17 protein-coding genes and 1 tRNA gene are annotated in these 17550 nt (G+C 58.9%); 13 read left to right on the top strand and 5 right to left on the bottom strand.

Annotated features, from left to right (window positions below):
• The first annotated feature begins 195 nt into the window (after positions 1–195).
• From atpB to atpC, 8 genes are all read left to right on the top strand, one after another.
• A complete protein-coding gene (atpB, locus tag ACILSR_RS23075; protein ID WP_395752164.1) occupies positions 196–1077 on the top strand; it encodes a F0F1 ATP synthase subunit A in 882 nt (293 codons plus the stop codon).
• Between the two features lie 97 nt (positions 1078–1174).
• The gene (locus tag ACILSR_RS23070; protein WP_395752163.1) at positions 1175–1408 is read left to right on the top strand and encodes an ATPase; all 234 of its coding nucleotides are present in this window, start codon (positions 1175–1177) and stop codon (positions 1406–1408) included.
• Positions 1409–1504: 96 nt separating this feature from the next.
• Positions 1505–2044, top strand: coding sequence for an ATP synthase F0 subunit B (locus ACILSR_RS23065; RefSeq protein WP_395752162.1), 540 nt, complete (start codon positions 1505–1507; stop codon positions 2042–2044).
• 30 nt (positions 2045–2074) lie between these two features.
• Positions 2075–2473, top strand: coding sequence for an ATP synthase F1 subunit delta (atpH, locus tag ACILSR_RS23060; protein WP_395752161.1), 399 nt, complete (start codon positions 2075–2077; stop codon positions 2471–2473).
• Positions 2474–2515: 42 nt separating this feature from the next.
• Positions 2516–4045, top strand: a complete 1530-nt coding sequence (gene atpA / locus ACILSR_RS23055) for a F0F1 ATP synthase subunit alpha (RefSeq protein ID WP_395752160.1) — start codon at positions 2516–2518, stop codon at positions 4043–4045.
• Between the two features lie 46 nt (positions 4046–4091).
• Positions 4092–4967 carry an ATP synthase F1 subunit gamma gene (gene atpG, locus ACILSR_RS23050; protein WP_395752159.1) on the top strand — a complete coding sequence of 292 codons (876 nt, stop codon included), beginning with the start codon at positions 4092–4094 and terminating at the stop codon, positions 4965–4967.
• A 38-nt stretch (positions 4968–5005) separates the two neighbouring features.
• Positions 5006–6463 (top strand): F0F1 ATP synthase subunit beta, encoded by a 1458-nt coding sequence (gene atpD / locus ACILSR_RS23045; protein WP_395752158.1) that lies wholly within the window; start codon positions 5006–5008, stop codon positions 6461–6463.
• A gap of 122 nt (positions 6464–6585) precedes the next feature.
• On the top strand, positions 6586–7002 hold the full coding sequence (gene atpC / locus ACILSR_RS23040; RefSeq protein WP_395752157.1) for an ATP synthase F1 subunit epsilon: 417 nt from the start codon (positions 6586–6588) through the stop codon (positions 7000–7002).
• A gap of 495 nt (positions 7003–7497) precedes the next feature.
• On the opposite strand, the gene ACILSR_RS23035 is transcribed toward atpC, so the two are convergent.
• Positions 7498–8040 (bottom strand): hypothetical protein, encoded by a 543-nt coding sequence (locus ACILSR_RS23035; protein ID WP_395752156.1) that lies wholly within the window; start codon positions 8038–8040, stop codon positions 7498–7500.
• A gap of 186 nt (positions 8041–8226) precedes the next feature.
• On the opposite strand from ACILSR_RS23035, the gene ACILSR_RS23030 reads away from it, so the two are divergent.
• A complete protein-coding gene (locus tag ACILSR_RS23030; RefSeq protein ID WP_395752155.1) occupies positions 8227–9216 on the top strand; it encodes an SPFH domain-containing protein in 990 nt (329 codons plus the stop codon).
• 38 nt (positions 9217–9254) lie between these two features.
• Positions 9255–10190, top strand: a complete 936-nt coding sequence (locus ACILSR_RS23025; protein WP_395752154.1) for an SPFH domain-containing protein — start codon at positions 9255–9257, stop codon at positions 10188–10190.
• 8 nt (positions 10191–10198) lie between these two features.
• On the opposite strand, the gene ACILSR_RS23020 is transcribed toward ACILSR_RS23025, so the two are convergent.
• Both ACILSR_RS23020 and ACILSR_RS23015 read right to left on the bottom strand, forming a co-directional pair.
• A tRNA-Arg gene (locus tag ACILSR_RS23020) sits at positions 10199–10270 on the bottom strand.
• A 35-nt stretch (positions 10271–10305) separates the two neighbouring features.
• A complete protein-coding gene (locus tag ACILSR_RS23015) occupies positions 10306–11697 on the bottom strand; it encodes a hypothetical protein (RefSeq protein ID WP_395752153.1) in 1392 nt (463 codons plus the stop codon).
• Positions 11698–11909: 212 nt separating this feature from the next.
• On the opposite strand from ACILSR_RS23015, the gene ACILSR_RS23010 reads away from it, so the two are divergent.
• Together ACILSR_RS23010 and ACILSR_RS23005 are read left to right on the top strand one after the other, a co-directional pair.
• Positions 11910–13118 (top strand): saccharopine dehydrogenase family protein, encoded by a 1209-nt coding sequence (locus tag ACILSR_RS23010; protein ID WP_395752152.1) that lies wholly within the window; start codon positions 11910–11912, stop codon positions 13116–13118.
• Between the two features lie 74 nt (positions 13119–13192).
• Positions 13193–13831, top strand: coding sequence for a hypothetical protein (locus ACILSR_RS23005; protein ID WP_395752151.1), 639 nt, complete (start codon positions 13193–13195; stop codon positions 13829–13831).
• Positions 13832–13852: 21 nt separating this feature from the next.
• Here ACILSR_RS23005 and ACILSR_RS23000 read toward each other — a convergent pair whose 3' ends face one another.
• Together ACILSR_RS23000 and ACILSR_RS22995 are read right to left on the bottom strand one after the other, a co-directional pair.
• Positions 13853–14062, bottom strand: a complete 210-nt coding sequence (locus ACILSR_RS23000; protein WP_395752150.1) for a hypothetical protein — start codon at positions 14060–14062, stop codon at positions 13853–13855.
• Positions 14063–14363: 301 nt separating this feature from the next.
• Positions 14364–16151 carry a PP2C family protein-serine/threonine phosphatase gene (locus tag ACILSR_RS22995; protein ID WP_395752149.1) on the bottom strand — a complete coding sequence of 596 codons (1788 nt, stop codon included), beginning with the start codon at positions 16149–16151 and terminating at the stop codon, positions 14364–14366.
• A gap of 317 nt (positions 16152–16468) precedes the next feature.
• On the opposite strand from ACILSR_RS22995, the gene ACILSR_RS22990 reads away from it, so the two are divergent.
• On the top strand, positions 16469–17482 hold the full coding sequence (locus ACILSR_RS22990) for a hypothetical protein (protein WP_395752148.1): 1014 nt from the start codon (positions 16469–16471) through the stop codon (positions 17480–17482).
• Positions 17483–17550 lie beyond the last annotated feature (68 nt).

The raw sequence follows: 17550 nt of genomic DNA, 5'->3' as shown, positions 1-17550 counted from the left end.
CCTTGTTTAAGCCAATTTTTGTCTAGCCCAGACGAGGGGAAAAACTCAGTGCTTTTACCTCATTTTTGTGAATGGAGGGGACTTTGTGAAATTTTTCACAAATAGGGCTTGCGACCCTTTCACCTGTGGCTAAAAACAAGGGCCGCCATCCCGGAGAGACCCTACACCGACCCTCCCCGGCGGGCCCTACCCCACATGCTTTCTTCGTTTTCTCAACCAACCTTCTCGCCGCTGCTCGCGAACGTGCACAGCCACGCGTCGCCGCTCTTCGAGAAGGAAAGCTTTCTCGGGTTCATCACCAACTCCACGCTTGTTGCCCTTTGCGTACTCGGCCTCGTCCTGTGGTTCGCCCGCAAGGCGACAAAGAACATGACGCTGGTCCCGCACAAGGCTCAGAACACGTTCGAGTTCGTCATCGAATTTCTTTACGGTCAGGTTGAGGGCATCGTGGGAGCCAAGCAGGCAAGGCTTGCGTTTCCTCTTCTCGGCACGCTTTTCATCTACATCCTTGTCTCCAACTGGTTCGGCCTTCTGCCAGGCGTGGGAACCATTGGCTGGGGCGAGTCCACCGGCCCCCTTTCCATCAAAGCCGCACACGATCCTCTCCTCCGTCCGCCAACAGCTGACCTGAACGCCACCATCGGCCTTTCGATCTCCGCTTTCCTTGTGTGGCTTTTCCTGACCATCAAAGAAGTCGGTGTCTGGGGCTTCGTCGTTCATACCTTTGGCCCCAAGGGTGGCCTGAAGGGAATCATGGGCATCGCGGTGGCTGCCGTCTTCCTCTTTGTGGGTGTGATCGAAATTGTCTCCATCATCATCCGCCCGGTGACGCTCTCCATTCGTCTCTTCGGCAACATCTTCGCCGGTGAAAACGTGCTGCACACCATGAGCGACCTTCTTGCAGGCCAGGGGCCGGTGATGAGCTTCCTCGGCAGCGTGGCCCTGCCCCTGCCCTTTTACTTCATGGAACTGCTCGTCGGCCTGCTGCAGGCCATCGTCTTCACGCTTCTGTGCTCCGTTTACATCCAGCTCTCCACCACTCATGACGACCACGGCCATGAGGACGGACACCACTAATTTCTGAATTTGCCTGCGGGACCATGCGCAACGCGTGGACGCCGGCGAGACAACAAAACACAACTCGACAAATACAATGACACTTGAACTCGTCTCTATGGCCCAGGCCGCTGCCCCTCACGCTGAAGCAGTCGCCACCGGCATCACCGGCAACCTCACCATGGCAATCGGCGGCGCCGGCGCTGCTCTTGGCGTGGGCATGGTCGGCTCCAAGGCTGTGGAAGCCGTGGGCCGCAACCCTGGCGCTTTCGGCAACATCCTGACCCTTGGCATTATCGCCATGGCTCTTGCTGAAGGTCTGGGCATCATCGCCTACCTTGGCGGTTTCTAATTCCCGCTTTCGCGGCGGGCCGCCGAAACGGCCCGCCGCTTTTCCCCTCTTTCTCTCCTCTCTTTTACTCATTTTTAGGTCACCTCTGTTCCGCTTATGATCTCCGCCACCCCCATCATCATCGCCGCAGGCAAAGTTGATGCCATTGCAGACAAGTTCGGTCTCGCTTGGGGCAAATTTTTCGCACAGGTGATCATTTTCTGGATCGTCTTCACGATCCTGAAGAAGTTCGCATTTGGCCCGATCCTGGCCATGCTGGAGCAGCGCCGTCAGCGCATCGCTGATGGTGAAGCCAAGCTGGAGAAGATCGCGAAGGACGCCGCAGAGGCGAAGCAGAACTCCCAGGCTATTCTGGACAAGGCGGAGGCTGATGCAGCCCGCCTCGTGAAGGAAGCTGATGACGCCGCCAAGGCCATCCAGGAGCGCCGCCAGCAGGACGCCGTGGCCAGCGCGAACACCATCATCGCCAAGGCCCGCGAAGCCGCCCAGCTGGAGCAGGAACAGCTCATGGCCCAGCTCAAGCGCGAGTTCGGCCGCATGGTCTCCGACGCCACCAGCCGCGTCACCGGCAAGGTCCTCAACACCGAAGACCAGACCCGCATCAACCAGGAAACCTCCGCCCAGGTCTCCGCTTAATTTTCCCCTCTCTCCCGCCGCTTCGCCACCATGAAGATCACCAAGGAAGCCCGCCGCACCTCCCGCCAGCTTTTCCGTGCATGCATTGCCAATGGAAAGCTCGACGACTCCAACGTGCGCACGGTGGTCAACACGGTCGCCAAAAACAAGCCTCGCGGCTACATCGGCATCCTGGACGCCTTCACCCGTCTGGTGGCCAATGAAGTGGACCGCCAGCGCGCCCTCGTGGAAAGCGCCACCGCCCTGACTCCGGCCAATCAGACCGAGCTTCAGAGCAGCCTGTCCAAGAAGTATGGCCGCCCGCTTACCCTTGAATTCAAAGTCAATCCCGAGCTCCTCGGCGGCATCCGCGTAAAGGTCGGCTCCGACGTCTGGGATGGCAGCGTCAAAGCCCGCCTCAAAGCCCTTTCTGACTCCCTTTCCGCCTAAAATTCCGCCCCTTCCCTTCAGCTTTTTCACACCCGCAATACCATGAGCAACATCCTCCAGGAGATCGAATCCCAAATCGCCGGCCTCAAGACCGCCGTCACGAAGTCCAATGTGGGCATCGTACGTGAAATCGGTGACGGCGCAGCCAAGATTGAAGGCTTGAGCGATGTCATGCTCAACGAAATGATCGAGTTCCCCGGCGGCGTGTACGGCCTGGCTCTGAATCTTGAAGAAACCGAAGTCGGCTGCGTGCTTCTCGGCTCCGGCGAAAACGTCAAAGCTGGCGACGAAGTGAAGACCACCGGCCGCCTCCTCTCCGTGCCCGTGGGCAAGAGCCTTCTGGGCCGCGTGGTGAACGCGCTCGGTCAGGCCATCGACGGCAAGGGCGAGATCAAGGGTGAAACCCAGTATCCCGTCGAAAAGCTGGCTCCTGGCATCATCGCCCGTAAGTCCGTGTCCGTCCCGGTGCAGACAGGCATCATGAGCATCGACGCCATGATCCCGATCGGCCGCGGTCAGCGCGAGCTGATCATCGGTGACCGCTCCACCGGCAAGACCACCATCGCCGTGGACGCCATCATTTCCCAGGCGCAGCAGAACAAGGCTGCCGAACAGGGCAAGCTGAAGGGCCACAAGCCCCTCTACTGCATCTACGTCGCCATCGGCCAGAAGCAGTCCAACATTGCCCGCGTCGCGAAGACCCTCGAAGACGCCGGTGCCATGGAGTACACTTGCATCGTCAGCGCTTCCGCTTCTGACTCCGCGGTGAACCAGTACCTCGCCCCTTACGCCGGCGCCGCCATCGGCGAATGGTTCATGGACCAGGGCCAGGACGTCCTCATCGTCTATGATGACCTTTCCAAGCAGGCTGTGGCTTACCGCCAGGTGTCCCTGATTCTGAAGCGTCCTTCCGGCCGTGAAGCTTATCCGGGTGACGTGTTCTATCTCCACTCCCGTCTGCTTGAGCGCTCCTGCCGCGTTTCCGAAAACTACGGCGGTGGCTCCATGACCGCTCTGCCGATCATCGAGACGCAGGCCGGTGACGTGTCTGCTTACATCCCGACAAACGTGATCTCCATCACGGACGGCCAGATCTTCCTGGAAACCGACCTTTTCTACCAGGGTATCCGTCCTGCCATTTCCGTCGGTCTCTCCGTTTCTCGCGTGGGTTCCGCCGCTCAGACGAAGGCCATCAAGAAGGTCTCCGGCACCACGAAGCTGGACCTCGCCCAGTTCCGCGAACTGGCCGCTTTCGCCCAGTTCGGTTCTGACCTCGACGCCTCCACCAAGGCCAAGCTGGACCGCGGTGCCCGCATCGTGGAACTCTTCAAGCAGCAGCAGTATCAGCCGAAGAGCCTGCCGATCATGGTCACCACGCTTTACGCGATGCAGAAGGGCTACTTCGACTCCGTGGCCGTGGACCGCGTGAAGGAATTCCAGGCCAAGCTGGAAGAGTACCTGAGCACCCGCAAGACCGAGCTCATGGACCAGCTCGCCAATGAGAAGGCCCTCGACAACGTCGAAGCCGGCATCAAGTCCGCCCTCGATGACTTCAAGGCCTCCTGGAAGTAAGCTGTTTTCGTTCGTTCTGACTTTTTCATCCTTCATCCTTTAAAAGATGCCCTCCACCCGCGACATCCGACGCCGAATCAAATCGGTCAAAAACACGGCCCAGATCACCAAGGCCATGCAGCTCGTCGCGGCTGCGAAGATGAAAAAGGCGCAGGACCAGGCCAGCAACGGCCGTGCCTACGCCGAAATGCTCAACAAGGTGCTGGTGAACCTCAAGGAGCAGGCCGAGGAGGGCATTCATCCCTTCTTCGCTGAAGGCAAGGGAGACAAGACTCTCGTGCTGCTCATCGCTTCCGACAAGGGCCTTTGCGGCGCCTTGAACACCAACCTGTTCAAGAAGCTCGTCACCACGCAGATCGAAGGAACCGTCGAGTACGTCACCATCGGCAAGAAGGCTGTGCAGGCGATCAACCGTCTGCGCCGCACGCTCCTGGCTGACTTCCCGATCAAGGACCCCGCCAAGTTTGCTGAAGTGCGCGCCGTGGGCCGCTTCATCCAGGAAAAGTATCGCACCGGCGAATACAAGAAGGTGCTCGTGGTCTTCAACAACTTCATCAACACCGTCACCGTGGTGCCGACTGTGGAGCAGCTGCTGCCCGTGAATCCGGTGACCCTCGGTGGCAAGCGTGACTTTGGCCATGAGCTGCCCGCCGCCACGGCCACGACCGAATACACCTTTGAGCCCAGCGCCGCAGTCGTGTTTGAAACCGTGCTGCCGCAGTATGTGAACGACACCGTTTACCAGATGGTGCTCGAGTCCCGCGCCTCCGAGCACTCCAGCCGGATGGTGGCCATGAAGAACGCCACCGACAACGCCAAGCAGATGATCAAGGACCTCAGCCTCGAGTACAACAAGCTGCGCCAGGCCGCGATCACCAACGAACTCCTCGAAATCACGACCGCCAAGATGGCTCTCGAATAAGCCCCTTCCACCCACCCCTTCTTTTTACTTTTCCCTTTATGAGCAACATCGGCAAAATCGTTCAAGTCATCGGTCCCGTGGTGGACGTGGATTTCTCCGCCAGCGGCAAGCTGCCCGCCATCTACAACGCCCTCGAAATCAATTTCGAGCAGGGTGGCAAGGCCGCACGCCTCACCTGCGAAGTGCAGCAGCACCTTGGTGACGGCTGGGTCCGCTCCATCGCCATGATTTCCACCGAAGGTCTGAAGCGCGGCATGGACGTCAAGGACACCGGCGGCCCGATCACCGTTCCCGTGGGTGAAGAAGTTCTTGGCCGTATCTTCAACGTCACCGGCGACGCTTGCGATGACCAGGCAGACCCAAAAACCGAAAAGCGCTACGCCATTCACCGCGCCGCTCCTGCTCTCGTTGATCAGAACCCCTCCGCTCAGATTCTCGAAACCGGCATCAAGGTCATCGACCTCATCTGCCCTTTCACCAAGGGTGGTAAAGTCGGCGCCTTCGGTGGTGCTGGCGTGGGCAAGACCGTCGTCATCATGGAGCTGATCAACAACATCGCCAAAGGCCACGGTGGTTACTCCGTGTTCGCCGGTGTGGGTGAGCGTACCCGTGAAGGTAACGATCTTTACCATGAAATGATCGAGTCCGACGTTATCAAGGTGAAGAAGAACGGCCACGACATCGTGAAGAACGAGCAGGGCGGTTACATCAGCGAGCCCGGCTCGAAGGTGGCCCTTGTGTACGGACAGATGAACGAGCCCCCAGGAGCGCGTCTTCGCGTCGCTCTCTCCGCCCTCTCCATGGCCGAGTACTTCCGCGATGAAAAGAACCAGGACGTGCTCTTCTTCGTGGACAACGTCTTCCGTTTCTCCCAGGCCGGTTCCGAAGTGTCCGCTCTCCTTGGACGTACGCCTTCCGCCGTGGGTTACCAGCCGACTCTGGCCGCAGAAATGGGTCAGATGCAGGAGCGAATCACCTCCACGAAGACGGGTTCCATCACCTCCTTCCAGGCCGTTTACGTCCCTGCTGACGACTTGACCGACCCTGCTCCGGCCAACACCTTCGCCCACCTTGACTCCACCGTCGTGCTCGAGCGTTCCCTCGCCGAGCTGGGCATCTACCCTGCTGTGGATCCTCTCGCTTCCGTGTCCAAGGCGCTTGCCCCTGAAATCGTGGGTGAAGAGCACTACCGCGTGGCCCGTGGCGTGCAGCGCGTCCTTCAGCGCTACAAAGACCTGCAGGACATCATCGCGATTCTCGGCATGGACGAACTGAGCGAAGACGACAAGCTGACCGTGTTCCGCGCCCGTAAGCTTCAGCGCTTCCTCTCCCAGCCCTTCCACGTGGCTGAAATCTTCACCGGCACCAAGGGCGAATACGTCAAGGTGTCCGACACCATCAAGGGCTTCGCCGAAATCCTTGACGGCAAGCACGACAGCGTCCCCGAAGCCAACTTCTACATGAAGGGCGGCATCGATTCCGTGAAGAAGGACTAGTCTGCTTCGCAGTATTTATGATTTACGATTTACGATTTATGATTTCAAACTCATGAATCGCGGTCTCTCCGGCCAAATCATAAATCATAAATCATAAATCATAAATCTCTCCGCTTTCATCCATGCCCCTTAAACTCGAAATCGTCACTCCTGAAGCCCGCATCTATTCCGATGAGGTCGATACCGTCGTGCTTCCGGGTTACGAGGGTGAAATGGGCGTCCTGCCGGCGCACAGCAACCTGGTGACCACGCTGCTCCCTGGGGAGCTGCGCATCACCAAGGGTGGCAAGACCATTGAACTCGCCGTGGGTGAGGGCCTGGTCGAAGTGACCGGCAACGTCACCCGCGTCCTCACGGATGTGGCCGTCGATGCTGAAAAGATCGACGAGAAGGCCGCTGAAGAAGCCATCGCCCGCGCCCAGAAAGCTCTCTCCGAACTCAAGCCGGGCGAGCATCAGGAAGAAGTGGCCGCCGCCATGGCAGCCATCCAGCGCGCCACCGCCCACCTCAACATCAAGCGCAAGCGCAGGACGGTGTAATAACGCCGGGCTGAACTGCCTCAAGAAAACTTATCTAGACCATGAGAGTGCTGCTCTCATGGTCTTTTTGTTTTGGGGGGTGATGGGGGATCGATCTGGAAAGGCATTCGCTCGGCGAGATGAGTCGAGCGCGCATGGTGATCCAAGGTTTTGACGATCCGATCGTGTCTAAAAACCTGTTGCAAGGTGGCAGGCGAGAGCGCTTTTGGAGCGCGGAATTTATTCCGCAGAACTCCGCTGCTTCCTGCAGTTCCGCATACCTGAATAAGGCTCCCACCTCCCACGCTATCGGCAGGCTCCCACCTCCCACGCTATCGGCAGGCACCCACCTCCAACGCTGCTGGCGCTCCTCAGCACGCTCGAGCTTTCCACCTCCAGGAATCCACGCTCCGGGCTGCAGGTGTTTGCGACCTTCTGCGGGATAAATCCCGCGCTCCACGGACTGCATTCGCAGCGGTGGCTCAGCAAGCTTTTAAAATATGGACTGGCCGCCGGCTACTTCCCCAGAGTGAACGAGTCCACGATGCGCTGCACGGCAGGGCTTCGGGTCACGGGCATGGCGTAGTAGGAGAAGACGAGGCCGATTCGGTAGCCGGGCTCGATGAAGGAGTAGGTTAGCAGGGACTGGGAGCCATCGGGCTTCTGGGCTTCAGAGCGCATGGCCTCGCGACCGCCCACGCGAACCAGCTGCGGTTTGCTGAACTTGGTGAAGCCCTTGAGTGCGAGAGAGCGCTGGGAGTCCTTCAGAAGATAGGGATCTCTGGCGTTGCGGTGGGAGGTGTCGGGTGCCCTGACCAGCGCCATCACGATTCCTCCGGTCGGACCGACATCGTTCGCGCAGGCCGCCGACATCAAGCGTCCTTCTTTTGATGTTGGGCTGACCTTCCAACCGTCTGGCAGGAAGAACGAGATGTGCTGGGTGGGAAAGGAAACCTGCTTCCCGCCTGCGACGGGCTGAAGCCTCGGCTTCGAGGACGTGGCACAACTCATCAAGGACAGGACGCTGGAGAGCAGGAGAAACAGGGTGGCTTTCTTCATGATGCCGCCAGTTGCCTCGTCCTCCGCTCCGGGTCAAGCAGCAAAGCAGTCCCCTGCCCCGGCACGGATGGTTCCGTGATTTCCCCGACTTTTTCTGCCGGGTAGAATTCCAATCTACGGGGCACCTTTGTAGTTGGCACTTCTTGTTTTCCCCCGGACTCTTGGGACCAGCAACCTTTACCGCCTATGTCCACCGCCTTTGGCATTTTTGTTGGATTCACCGTGTGGTTCCTCATGCGTTACCTGATCGCCGGATTTTATACGGTGAATCAAAACGAGCGGGCCGTAAAAACGAGTTTTGGCCGCGCCCAGCGTGTCGGCAATCTACGCACCATCGATGATCCGGTGGCCGACCACCTCACGCCGGAGCAAAAAAAGCGTTATGACTATCCGCAGGTGGTGGTGATTCCGCCGGGCGGCCCTTATTTCAAATGGCCGTGGGAAAAGGTGTACAAGGTGGACATCGCCACGAGCACGGTGAACATGGCCTGGGATCCTGATGATCCGACGGCCAATGCCTCGGGCAGCATCCTGGATGCCGTGACCAAGGACCAGCTCAATGTTGGGCTCAACGGGCAGATCCGTTTCCGCGTGTCCGAGCGCAACCTCTACGCCTTCGTCTTCGGGGTGAAGAACGCCTATGCACATGTGATGGGCTATTTCGTCAGCGTGCTGCGCGAGCGCATCGCCACCTTTGAGGCGCCGCCCGAGCTGGGAGTGGATCCGGAGCATTCAGGAGCAGCCTCCACCATCGGCATTTCCATCAATGACATCCGCAAAAACATGCGGGATCTCAATGAGCATATGGATCACGAGTGCCAGAGCTCGTCCGCGCGCTACGGCATCCAGCTCGATGCTTCGCTGATCACGGGCATTGATCCACCGCATGAGGTGGAGTCCGCCCTGGCTGCGATCAATACGGCGTACAATCAGGTTTCCTCGGACATCAGTCTAGCGCAGGCCAGTGCGGACCAGAAGATCGTGCAGTCGCAGCGCGCGGTCGAGATCGAGACGCTCAAAGCGCAGGCGGAAGTGGAGCCGCTGAAGCGTCTCGCCTCCCAGCTGCTCGATTTGAAATCCCGTGGCAGCGCCGCGCTGCGCTCCTACGTGCGGAATGTCCGCCTGGCCCTCTTTGACAAGGCCTCACAGGTCTTTGTGGAAACGCACAAGGACTGAAAGAAACACTGAACCAGAACCTCGAACAAGGAACTTTTATGGACGCCTTAACCCACTTCATCCTCACCGCAGCCATCACCTTCATCGGCTGCAGCATCGCGGTGCCGCTCATCCTTTGGTTCGGCCGCATCCTCGGGCTGTATGCCGTGGTGCAGGAGCGCCGCAGCCAGGTGTACATCCTGTTTGGCAAAGTTATCGGCACCATCGACGAGCCCGGCCTGCATTTCCTGCCCGCCAAGCTGGGGCTCTCCGCCTTTCTGGTAAACTGGCTGGGTAAATGCCAGACCGTCGATCTGCGGCTGGACCAGACCTACCTGCGCAGCCAGGCGGTGAACTCCGAGGAAGGCGCGCCCATGGGCATTGGCATCTGGTATGAAATGTTTGTCAGCGATCCGGTGGCCTTCCTTTTCAAAAACACCGACCCGCGCGGCTCGCTCTCCGCCAACGTGAGCAACTCCACCGTGCGCTGCCTGAGCAATCTGCCGCTGGCCAAAATGCTGATCGACCGCCACATCATGAGCGACACCGTGCGCAGCGAAGTGACGCCCAAGTCCCACGAGTGGGGCTTCAAGCTCGGCAGCGTGTACATCCGCAAGGTGCATTTTCGCGATGCCATGATGATCAAGCAGATCGAAAGCAAGGTGGTGAACCGTCTCCGCCAGGTGACGTCCGCCATCAAGCAGGACGGCGTGAATCAGGTCAGCGTCATCACCAGCACCGCCGAGAAAACCGCCGCTGTCGAACTCGCCAAAGCCGCCGCCGTGCGTCCGGAGATCGTGGGCAATGCGCTGCGGGACATTTCCAATGACCCGGATGTGGCGCAGGCGGTGTTTGATGTGCTGGAGGCGCAGAAGATCGTCAATGGGAAGGCTACTGTGACGCTGATGCCGAGTTCAGGAGGAGGCTTGCTGGCGGATCTGCTGGCGGCGCAGCAGCCGCGTGGCGGAGCGACGCCGCCGCCGGTGAAGGGGTGAAAAAAGGCCTCTAGTGACAGGGCTCGAACCTGCGTCCAGTCGGAAAGGAGCCGACCGCTCTACCACTGAGCTACACTAGAGGTGCAGGAAAAAATGTCACCACGGAGAACATCCGTCAATTTTTAACATCAGTCACACCAACGACAAAACCGTGAGCATCGCGTTGCACCGCAATGTTGACTGCCCCTTCCAGATCAGAGAGCCATTGACCAGAAAACCAACCGGCTTTCCGCAGCAAAAGCGCCACCTGCGGATTTGAGACGGCAACACCATGCACCAGTTCGGGTGTCGGTTGAAACTTCTCGACCCGTCGAGTGGGCGGAGGAGCTATCCAGCCTTTTTTGATGGGGTCCACCCCATGCTTGAAGCAAACTTCTTCGATCTGCTTCCGCGTGCAACCAGCCTGACCCGTCAGGACCTCCCATGGCAGCGGCAGCTCAGCCCAGACCTTGGTGTCGGGATCAAGGTCACCACCGCTCCGCTGGTGCCATGCCGCAACATCCGCAGCCATGAGGCGAAGCACCTTGCCGAAACACAGCGCGTCCAATTCCTCCTCCATGCCCATGCTGTGAAGCAGAGCGACCCAGGACTGCCGGGCACGATTCCAGGCATTCGCAGTGTTGTTCCACGTGCTCGAATCATTCCCTCGCCGCACGATCATTGTCGCGCGTTGGATTTTGCTCTTTTCCCACACTTCACCCAGGAGTTCAGCAATGCCCTGCAGCTTGGAAAGCCAGATGCCCAGCAGCTTTCCCTTTTGCCCGTCAGTCAGACGCTCCAGAACCGTACGGTCAGGATGCAGATGAGCCACTGCCCACCAGTTGGAACGACTCGGTTCGCGGCGCATTCTATGGAAAAGCATGTCCGCGATTTCATCATATGGCCGTTGCTGGCTCTCGTTGGTAAAGACGCTTCGCATATTGCACCGAGCCGAGTAATAGGAGATGAAGACAGCACTGTTAGCATGAGAGGAAAAATCTTCCCATGAGAGATGGACGGCGAGCCCGGATTTGCCCACACGAGTGAACTCGTATTTCTTTTGTTCACGAAGATAAGTGTTCAACTTCCTCTCAAACCTGCGGAGAAAGCGGAACAGCTTGTTGTAGCGCCGACGGGACAGATTGAGTCCTGCCGTCTGACGCTTTTCAGTGTTCAAGCGGTCACTTTTATAATCACTCAGTCCAAACTCCTTGCCGATGGAACGGCCAAGTTCACGGATAAACAGCTCGATCTTTTCCGGGCACGAACAATCAGAAGCCGACCAGGAATCCGCCCGCCTGAACAACTCCAGACCTTTGCGCACCTGCCTTTCAGGAGGAATGGGGCGATGAAAGTCCTCCATCATCGACGTGATCTGATTAAACATGCGCTTCAACGAACGGGATGCCGCCCTGTCGAGCACATTAATCTCGTCGTGGCTCAGCTTGCCGCCGATTTTTTCTCGAATCATTTCAGCCACATCCTCCGGTCGCCGGCGTGTCTGCAGAGTTTTAAACAATTCATCCATACTCGGTTGAGCTTTATTTGCCGGAGTCCGATTCCACAGTTAGTCTCCGAGTACCAGCATCGAAGCAGATGAAAAGGGAATGGCAAGAACCGGTATGATCTGAGGACCACCTCATCCCGCCATTTCCGTCGCTTGCATTCCCCCCATGCCTGCTACACTCGACCTCCCGCCAATTTCGGCGGAAGTCGTTCGATTTCCCCTTTTCCCCAATCATGTCCCACAGAGTCCTCATCATCGGAGCCGGCGGCGTTGGCCGCGTTGTTGTTCATAAATGTGCCCAGCTTCCCGACGTGTTCGGTGAGATCATGCTGGCAAGCCGCACGAAGTCCAAGTGCGACAGCATCGCCGCGGAGCTGAAGAGGCCGATTCAAACGGCGGCGGTGGATGCGGACAATGTGCCGGAACTGGTGAAGCTGCTGAAGAGCTACAAGCCCGAAGTCGTCATCAATGTGGCGCTGCCGTATCAGGATCTCACGATCATGGACGCCTGCCTTGAGGCCGGGGTGCACTACATCGACACCGCCAACTACGAGCCGCGCGATGTGGCGAAATTTGAGTACCACTGGCAGTGGGCGTATCAGGACAAGTTTAAGAAGGCAGGCCTGACTGCGCTGCTAGGCTGCGGTTTTGACCCGGGTGTGACGAATGTGTACACCGCCTACGCGATGAAGCACCACTTCTCGAAGATCGACACGCTGGACATCCTGGACTGCAACGCGGGCGATCATGGCAAGGCCTTTGCCACCAATTTCAACCCTGAGATCAACCTGCGCGAAGTGACCGCGAACGGCCGCTACTGGCAGGATGGCAAGTGGGTGGAGACCAAGCCACTGGAGATCAAGCGCAGCTTCCCCTTCCCCGATGGCATCGGGCCGAAGAACATCTACTGCCTGTACCACGAGGAACTGGAGTCGCTGACGAAGCACTTCGACATCGGCCGCGCACGTTTCTGGATGACCTTTGGCGATGCCTACATCAAGCACATGGAAGTGCTGGTGAACGTGGGCATGACCGGCATCCACCCGGTGAAGCACAAGGGCGTGGACATTATCCCGATCGAGTTTCTCAAGACCCTGCTGCCAGAACCCGGCACGCTCGGTGCTGATACCAAGGGCAAGACCTGCATCGGCAACTGGATCGAAGGCACCGGCAAGGACGGCAAGCCGCTGCGCTACTACGTGTACAACATCTGCGACCACCAGGAGTGCTACAAGGAAACGAACAGCCAGGGCGTGAGCTACACCACCGGTGTGCCCGCCATGATCGCTGCGCGTCAGCTTCTGACCAATCCTGCTGAGTATCGCCAGCCGGGCGTGTGGAATGTGGAGCAGCTCAATCCAGATCCCTTCATGGCCGATCTAAACGCCTACGGCCTGCCGTGGGTGGAGACGTGGCCGACGGAGAAGCTGCCTGGGGAATAAGTCTCCAACCAACCGCCCCCCCTGTGAGAAACGGAAGCGCAGCACGATGGATCCTGTGCTGCCTTTTGTTTTGCATGCTGGTTGAGGTGGAGGGGCAAACACGGATACCGACCGCCGCCAAAGCGCCAAGCCAAGACCTGGGATGCATCGACGACGTGAAAGCGTCCGCTGTCATCGACGCGTCGCTTGATTCCGATTTGTTCAGGTCGAAGCAAGCATCGTATCCCTGGTACATCGTCGAGCATGACGATGGCCACTTGGAGGACACGATGAATGGCGGACATCCAGATCGGAAAGCCGTCCGGAAGATCGAGCACACGTCGAACTGCGTTTCCAATCATCAGGGGGAACACGTCATGAACTTCTGTGATGCGACCCTGATGAGAGGGGGCGGGGTGGAGCTGGCGATTTACGGGGGCCTGCCCGCCTACGGGAGCGGGTTGACGGTAAAGATTGATGCGAAGAAACAGTTCACCTGCGACTTCAAGTTTATCTCCATGGCTCCGATTGAAGGGACGATTCAATGGAACATCACACGGAAGGCGCTGCGGTTGAAAAAGGATGGCTTCAAGGCAGGAGAGCGCCTGTTTGGATGGCTCTCGGTGGAATTTGAAGGAGTCCTCACTGTGGACGGCAAGGAGACCCCGCAGAGCTACAAGATCGAGGGCTATATCAAACCGGTGATCCGGACTGCGCAAGAGGTAGAGCGTTGAACGCCCGGACGCCTCCCCTGGCTACATCGCCACCGCCTTAACGTCCGAAGACAAATCCTTCGCCGTCTGGCCAGATTCCCTGCCCTGCTTTACAGCGCCGAGGACGGCGGTCACTTCGATGCCGATGATGCACACGTCGTCATCGAAATCGCTGCGCTTGGAGAAGGACTGGACTTCGGCGAGGACGGACTGGAAGAGGTCGCTGGTGGGGAAATGGAGGCGCTGGTCCACGGCTTTGAGGAGATCTTCCTAGGTGTAGAGATCGCCCTCGGCGCGAAGAGTCGTCACGACAGTGCAGAGTCAGTGAGGGAAAACGGGCGAATACGACACAAGTGCTGGCATCGCTACGCGATGCGAGAGGACGCTAGGGGTGATGTTCACTTGTTCGAGGGGTGTCGCTACGCTCAACCCCTCGCTACAAGCTGGTATCGCTCCGCGATAATCTACGCTCAACCCTTCGCTACAAGCTGGTATCGCTCCGCGATAGCGTTCGTCGCTTGATATATCGACCCGCTTTAAGCAGACCTTTGCATTACATGGCCACCGCCTGAGCGTCTGAGGGCAGCTCTTTTGCGGTCTGGCCAGTTTCCTTGCCTAGTTTTTCGGCGCCGAGAACGGCGGTCACTTCGATGCCGATGATGCAGACGTCGTCATCAAAATCGCTGCGCTGGGAGAAGGACTGGACTTCGGCCAGGACGGACTGGAAGAGGTCGCTGGTGGGGAAATGGAGGCGCTGGTCCACGGCTTTGACGAGATCTTCCTGGGTGTAGAGATCGCCCTCGGCGTTTTCGACTTCGAAAAGGCCGTCGGTGAAAAGCATGATCAGGTCTCCAGCGGCCATGCTGGAACGCGAGGTGGTGAAGGTGGCATCAGCAAACAGGCCGAGTGCGCCCGCCCTGCCCTCCACCTCGAGGGAGACGGTTTTCCCCTCATGCCGGCGCAGATGCAGTGGCGAGGGGTGTCCGGCGATGGCGTACTGAAACTCTCCTTTGGCGGCATCCGCAATGATCATCACGCCCGTGGCATACATGGTGGTGCCAGCCTGCTTGAGGATGGAGTGCAGGCCGTGATTGATCTGGGAAAGCAGGTGGCCGGGATCGGGGTCGGTGCCGCTGTGCTGTTCCAGCAGGGCACGCATCATGCTCGTGACCAGGGCGGCGCGCACGCCGTGGCCCATGACATCGCAGATGAAGATGCCGACGCCGGTTTCCGAGACGGGAAAGACGCTGAAGAAGTCGCCGCTGACCGCTCCGGCGGGCTGATAGAGGGTGAAGAATTTCAGCGCGCTCTCGCCTGCGGACGCGGAGCGCGGCACGCTGGGGAAACGGTCTGGCAGCAGCGCCAGCTGGAGCTCGCGCGCCATTTTGAGCTCCTCCTCCATCTGCTGGTTCTTGGTGCTGAGTTCCAGCGTGCGAGCGGCGATGCGCCGCTCCAATTCACGGTTGAGAGACTCCAGTTCAGCCTGTGCCGCATTGCGCTCGCTCTCGGCTTTGTCGATGCGACGTCCCACCATGCGCGCGACCTGGGAGATGACGGCGGTGACGATGAGGATGTAAAGGAGGGTGGAAAGCGCGGAGGAGAGCGCGGGGTTCAGCGTCCAGCCGGTGAGGAAATGAGTGCGCAGCAAACCCTCCGCCAGCGCCACCAGCACCACGGCGGGCAGAAACCAGCGCAGCAGCATGGCGCGTGTGGAGTCCCCCTGCCAGCTGCGCAGCGGCCAGCACTCCGCCCCGATGGCGGCGATGATGCTGCTGCCAAGGAGAATGAAGGCTGCTGCTGTGGGCAGGGCCACCGGAATGATGGTGCCGCCGTAGAGCAGCGGCGTACCATGCAGATACCCCAGCACCACCACGCTGCTGATGCCCAGCACCACGGCGGCCGCAGGACCGGCCCAGAGCCGCAGCCGCACCTTCAGCAAAGCCAGGATGGCAATGCAGATGAGCAGAAAATTCAGCGCAGTGATGGGAGACATCCGGCCGGTGCGCACGGAGCCAAACATCGCCGGGTCTGCCACCAGCCATTCCTCTATTCCGAGACTGACGCCGCTGAAAAACTCAAACAGCTTGCCGCCTGCCACGACGCCCACCACGAGCAGCATGAGTTCCGCAATAGGGCGGCGAAACTTCGGGTTCTCCCGCAGGAGCATCACCATGCCGAGCAGAGTGAAGGCCAGCGCCGTGCTGGGCGCCATGGGGATGTAGGTCTGGCGGATGCTGGCCAGCGTCTCCAAACCGGAAATCCAGCCGATCAGCGTCAGCGTTCCCAGCACGCCTGTCATCAAGGCGCACAGAAAGCTGATTCGGCGATAGATCATCTTCATGACTCTACATCGGTGCCAGCAGGTGGTTGGTTGCCAGTGCCGGGACAAAACCACCGATGTCTGGAAAGACAATGGGAAGTGTGTGGCGGTGGTGGGGACAGGAGAAGAGCCTTGAAGGTCAGTGGTCAGGACTGAGGTCAAGACTGAGGTCAAGACTGAGGTCAAGACTGAGGTCAAGAGGTCAAGGTGGCAAGACTGGTCAAGGGGCGCGCTTTGTAAGTGATCGATATGCTATTCGTGACTTGCCATGGCTGCGGATTTAAGCTGAAAATGGTGGAATGATCCGGCTTGTGCTTACTGTTTTGGTCTTGGGCTGCGTGTTACACTCCCTGAGCTTTGCGGCTGAGGGTTTTGAAACAGAGAACCTGGTGCTTTATCAGCCTGATGCCGTCCTGAAGGAGCGTCTGCCCTCCGTGAATCCTCTCGGGGACTACTTCAAAAAAATCGAGGCCGAGTGCAAAGGCTCCCTGGCCAAAGAGACGCAGGCATCTCGCCTGGTGGTGGTGGTGGCTGTGAAGCCCGGGAAGCAGTCAAAGGTCTGGTTCATTCCTTCCGCAACCAAGGACCCGAAACTCGCTGAACTGCAGAAGAAACTGGAGATGCTGCCGGCGATCGATGTTTATGGCGGACCGTTCGCCTTTGCCATTTGTGGCAAGATCGCCGGAGGAAATCCGGCGGCGAAGGCCGAGGACGAGGGAGGCCCGCCGATTCCGCAAGAGTGGAAGGATGCGGTGAAGGATTCCAAGGAGGGCATCCGAGTGCCTGAAGGCTTTCTGGCGAAGGTCTGGCCTGATCCGCCCGGATGGACAGCGCCCGCTGACAAGCGCCCGAAAGCTCCCACCGAGTTTGTCACGCAGGTGCTGGAACCGCTGGGCGGCAAGATCCAGAAACCGAAGGACTGGCACTACCATGAAGGCCACCGCAAATCGACCTACATGTGGACGCTCTCAGTCGAAGACAGTGAGAAAGGCCCGTATGTCACGGGAGTGCGGATCCAAGCGTTCGTGGGCGTCAAGGAGGCGACTGGCAAGACCGCCAAGGAGTTCATCCTGGACTTCATCAAGTCCAAGAAAGACAACGCCGCCGTGCGGGTGGTGAGTACCTGCGATGAAAAAGATCAGGGCATCTTCAGCCGCATGTGCCTGGAGATCGAGGAAGGTCCAAACCACATTCTTTACTCGTTGTTTTGGGGCAATGAGGCGGACATTGCCGTGGTGTCCATCGCCGGCACCAGCGAAGAACTCTGGCACATCTATGCGCCGACTTTTGACAAGATGAACAAGTTTGAGCTGATGGATATGAAGAGGTTTGAGGAGAAGAAGGAGAAGTGAGGGACCGCAGCAGTTACGACGGTCAAGTGGCGACCTTTAGGGGCTTGAGGCTTTGCCTGCCATTCCGC

This window comes from Prosthecobacter sp. (assembly GCF_044222565.1).
Lineage (GTDB): Bacteria > Verrucomicrobiota > Verrucomicrobiia > Verrucomicrobiales > Verrucomicrobiaceae > Prosthecobacter.
This window is presented reverse-complemented; position numbering and strand designations above follow the sequence as displayed.